Here is a 4,168-nt window from a genome sequence, read left to right as displayed (position 1 = left end):
GCAATCCACAAAGGTAGGGATAAAAAATATCTTTTCATTTTTTACTCCTATTTTTTGCAAAATTTCCGTTATATTTGGGCTTACGCTTATAATCTTATCAAAAAGTGTGGTGTGTAAAAATTTACTCAAAGAGCCTTTTATTGGGAACTCATTATGCCTTTCGCGTATAAATTTAACACCCTTTTTTCTGGTAAAAATTTTTGATATAGCAGCTACCCAGCTGTCTGTGGAGCCATTTGATATGACCACGTCTATATTTTCTTGCCACAAAATTTTGCAAAATATCGGCACTGTTTTATGAAAATTTTTCTTTTTCATTTCGCATTCGATAACTTTAAAATTTTCTTCTCGAGCGCGTTTTGAAATTTCAGAATTTGGGTTGCAAAATAGCGTTGTGCCGTGTCCTAGCTCACGCATATGACGCATCTCATTCATGATCTTATTTTGTTGCCCACCCCAGTTAAAAAGCGTCTCCGTGTGAAGTATATTCATCGCTATAGTCCTAAATTTTGCTTAATTTTTGCTTTGATCTGTGGCATTTCGTCGCTAAAATCCATCAGCGTTTTTTCTACGCCATGCTCTTTTATACCCTCTTTGTCGCAAGGCACAAATTCCCAATATTTTTGATAGACGCTGTGTTTGCCCATACTTTGTATGCCGTTTTGTTTGGTATAGCCATTTTGCATTAGAGTATTATCCCATGGACCCCACTCGTAAGCTTCACTTGGACCAAAAAAGGCGATTACAGGTACGTCGTTAGCAGCAGCTATGTGCATGATAGCGGTATCTACGCCGATAAAGAGGCTTGAGCGCTTTGAGAGGGCGATCGTTTGTTTTAGGCTTAGTTTACCGCCTAAATTTATAGGCTCACTTTTGCAAATTTTTAGCACATCTGCAAGCTTATTTAGCTCATTTTCTTTGTTGTCGCTTGTTAGCACGACCTTTACGTCAAGCTCATTTTCGCAGTAGTCGATGAGCTCAGCCATGCTCTCGTCGTTTGCGCATTTAAACATCCAGCGGCTTGTTAGATGCACGTGCACAAAGCGTTTTGGTAAATTTAGATGCTCCACGCTCTCGTCTGAAAAGATGCTTACTTTTTTGCTCACCGGCTCAAAGCCCAAAGCCCTTAACGCATTTAAATTTAGATCAACCGTGTGAGAGAAATTTTCGTAGTATTTTGCCTTTACGCTTAAAAGCTTATTTATCGCCTTGTGCTTGCCCAAAAAGCCAACTATCTTTTTGATCTTGGCGTACTTTGAGATGATGACGCCGCGGTCTCCAGTGGTCGTTTGCACCGCCATATCGTATTTCTCTTTTTTGATCGCTCTTATAAATTTTAGCTCGGTAATTAGCTTTTTAAAAAAACCAGAATTTGCACTTTGTCTATCATAAATGTGGATTTTATTTATGTAAGGGTTGCCTTCTATCATCGCTTCTGTCCCTTTGTTTAGGGCAAAGTCGATGGTCGCGTCTGGGTAGTAGTGGTGCAAATTTTTAATGAGCGGCGTTGTTAAAAGCACGTCGCCGATATTTCTAAATTTAATTACAAGTATTTTCATTTTATATATTTCCAAAATGTGTACTGGGCGTAAAGTCTAGCGATAACATAACCTGCAAAGCCCTCTTTAAAGCCACCTTTTAGCACATAAAGCTTAAAAAATGTCCAAGCAGGGCTTGTAAGCGCCTTTAGCAAATTTCTTTTTGCGCCCATGCTTGAGTAGCGATTTTGCTTAGCGATAAACTGCTCGATACTCTCATACGCGTAGTGCAAGAAGTGATTTTTAAGCACTCCAAGCCTTTGTGAGCCGTCATTTAAAATGACCTTTTCATGTACCGCTCTGCCATCAAATTTGGCAAAATTTTTATTAAAAAGTCTCACTGTGTAGTCTGGATATAGCCCCATATTTTTTATCGCTTTGCCAAAGAAAAAATTTAGCCTAGCAACGTTGTAGGCCATAAATTTAGGCTCTTTTAGCACGCTAATGATCTCATTTTTAAGCTCGTCTGTTATCACCTCGTCGCTATCAAGCACAAATACCCACTCGTTTTTGGCTAGATCCACGCCCTTTTGCTTTTGCGCGCCAAATCCAAGCCAAGCTTGCTCGTGAAATTTCACGTTGCTAAAGCCATCACAAATTTGCCTTGTGCTATCTTTTGAGCCGCTATCAACCACGATGATCTCATCAGCAAATTTAGCACTCTCTAACACCTCTTTTAGGTACTTTTCGCTGTTAAAAGTCAAAATGACAACGCTTAGCATTTGTACTCATTTTCGTAAAATCTCTTAAACCTTTGGTGAAACCAAAAGTACTCCTCTGGCCTTGCTCTAACCATCTCTTCGCACGCACTGCACTGCATTTGCGTCGCTTTTTGCACGGCATCTTCTTTGTCAAACGTGCTTATGTCTATTGGCTGCTCAAAGCAAATTTCATTTAAATTTTCGCCTTTTTGGTAGATAAATGCGTTTATGATAAGGGCATTTGTCTTTTGCGCTAGCACGCTTGCAGCTGGCGTGTGAAGCACATCTTTGCCGAAAAACTGCACCTTTATGCCATCTTTTGGTGCGGTGTTTTGATCAACTAAAATTCCTACTATTCGCCTAGCTTTTAGCGCTTTTAAGATATCTTTTGCGCCGCCATCTTTGTCGATTAGCTCCACATCAAACTGCGATCTGTTAGCTCTTAAAATTTTATCCATGACGCTGCTATCAAGCCTTCTGCCAAGTGCCGATGAAGCTCCAAAACGAGCCGCGACAGCTAGGCCAAATATCTCCCACTGCCCAAAATGCGCAGTTGTAACTATGATAGGCCTGCCAGACTTCATCGCGTCAAGTAAAAAGTGCTCATTTTTAAAGACGACCTTTTCAAGTATCTTTTGTTTTGTTGTGTTTTGGTTTAGGATAAAATTTATACCGAGGTATTTTGCAAAGTTGTAGTAGCATTTTTTGGCGATTTCTAGCTTCTCTTCTTTAGTTTTCGTTTCGCCAAAAGCAAGGTCTAAATTTGTCATCACTACGTGAAATCTCTTTTTTTTAAGCTTCATAAACGCAAATGCTAAAAATTTAGCAAGCAGGTTTTGAAGCGAAGTTGGCAGTAAAAATATAAGAAATTTTAAAGTATAAAAGCCAGCTAGATATATCCTATCCATTTAGCAGCCTTTTTGCGAAATTTGCAACCGTTTCAGGGTAAATTTCTCTTATGCAAAAGTCGTTTTTATCGATACTTCTAGCATCTATCTCCTTGCCCATATCAATAACAAGGTTTATCTCCGTCACAAAAGCATTGCGGTGGCTTGGTCGGTTGCCAAAAAGCGTGATAGAAGGCCTATTTACAGCCCATGCAAGGTGCGTTAGACCGCTATCATTGCCAATTACCAAATCGCAGCTTGCGATAAAATCTATCATGTCTTTTATGCTTAGCTTTTCAAGCAGTTTTGCTTTGGTGCCCGAAATGATCGCCTCAGCCCTTGCTTTTTCGCTCTCACTCCCGTAGCAAAGGTAAATTTCGCATCCCTCAAGCAGTCTAATCACATCTTTAAATTTGTCATAAATTTTACTCTCTTCACTTGCAAAAGCAGCGATTAATACGCGTTTTTTGTCGCTTTCATTTTTAAATTTTTTGCAAATTTCAAAGCAGGGCGATTTTTTTAAAATTTCATCTCTGTCAAAGCTAAAATTTAAGGCATATCCAACGAGGCTTAGGTTTCTAACTATGATATTTTCGTTATAGTCGATCTTAAATTTATGCTTGTAAAGCCTTGCAGAAATTTTCTCTTTGACACTCTCTTTGCTAAAGCCATAAATTTCTTTGCCAAGTAGTTTTGCGACGACAGCTGATTTAAAAAGTCCTTGCAGATCGATGATCTTATCAAATTTGCCAAGCGTTTTTATGATCTTGTAGCTCTTTTTAAAGCTCTCTTTAAGCGGCAAAATAACTAGTTCGTCGATAAGCGGATGATCTTTTAAAAGGCTTGCAAAACGGGCATCAACGAGCCATGTGATGTGAGCATTTGGGCAGTGCTTTTTGATAAACTGAAGCACGATGGCTGCATGGACGATGTCCCCAAGTGCCGAAAGCTTTACGATGGCTATTTTTAGTTGATTTTTATCTTGCATTGGCTACTTTAAATATAAATTTTTGGTATGATTTTAAAAAAAAATGCTTAAAAA

The 4,168-nt window shown here is 38.9% G+C and carries 5 protein-coding genes; all 5 read right to left on the bottom strand.

All coding sequences use genetic code 11. The features are described 5' to 3' along the window. A partial coding sequence (locus tag Q0296_RS09685; protein ID WP_298039971.1) for a glycosyltransferase occupies positions 1–492 on the bottom strand: 492 nt, incomplete at its 3' end. Between the two features lie 2 nt (positions 493–494). Beyond that, positions 495–1,559 (bottom strand): putative lipopolysaccharide heptosyltransferase III, encoded by a 1,065-nt coding sequence (gene rfaQ / locus Q0296_RS09680; RefSeq protein ID WP_298039968.1) that lies wholly within the window; start codon positions 1,557–1,559, stop codon positions 495–497. Continuing rightward, entirely contained in the window at positions 1,556–2,260 is a 705-nt protein-coding gene (locus Q0296_RS09675) for a glycosyltransferase family 2 protein (RefSeq protein ID WP_298039967.1), read from the bottom strand. Before Q0296_RS09675 ends, rfaQ begins: the two co-directional genes overlap by 4 nt. Beyond that, positions 2,254–3,147 carry a lipid A biosynthesis lauroyl acyltransferase gene (locus Q0296_RS09670; protein ID WP_298039964.1) on the bottom strand — a complete coding sequence of 298 codons (894 nt, stop codon included), beginning with the start codon at positions 3,145–3,147 and terminating at the stop codon, positions 2,254–2,256. Before Q0296_RS09670 ends, Q0296_RS09675 begins: the two co-directional genes overlap by 7 nt. After that, entirely contained in the window at positions 3,140–4,114 is a 975-nt protein-coding gene (gene waaC, locus Q0296_RS09665; RefSeq protein ID WP_298039963.1) for a lipopolysaccharide heptosyltransferase I, read from the bottom strand. Before waaC ends, Q0296_RS09670 begins: the two co-directional genes overlap by 8 nt. Positions 4,115–4,168 lie beyond the last annotated feature (54 nt).

Source organism: uncultured Campylobacter sp., from assembly GCF_937890585.1.
Lineage (GTDB): Bacteria > Campylobacterota > Campylobacteria > Campylobacterales > Campylobacteraceae > Campylobacter_A.
This window is presented reverse-complemented; position numbering and strand designations above follow the sequence as displayed.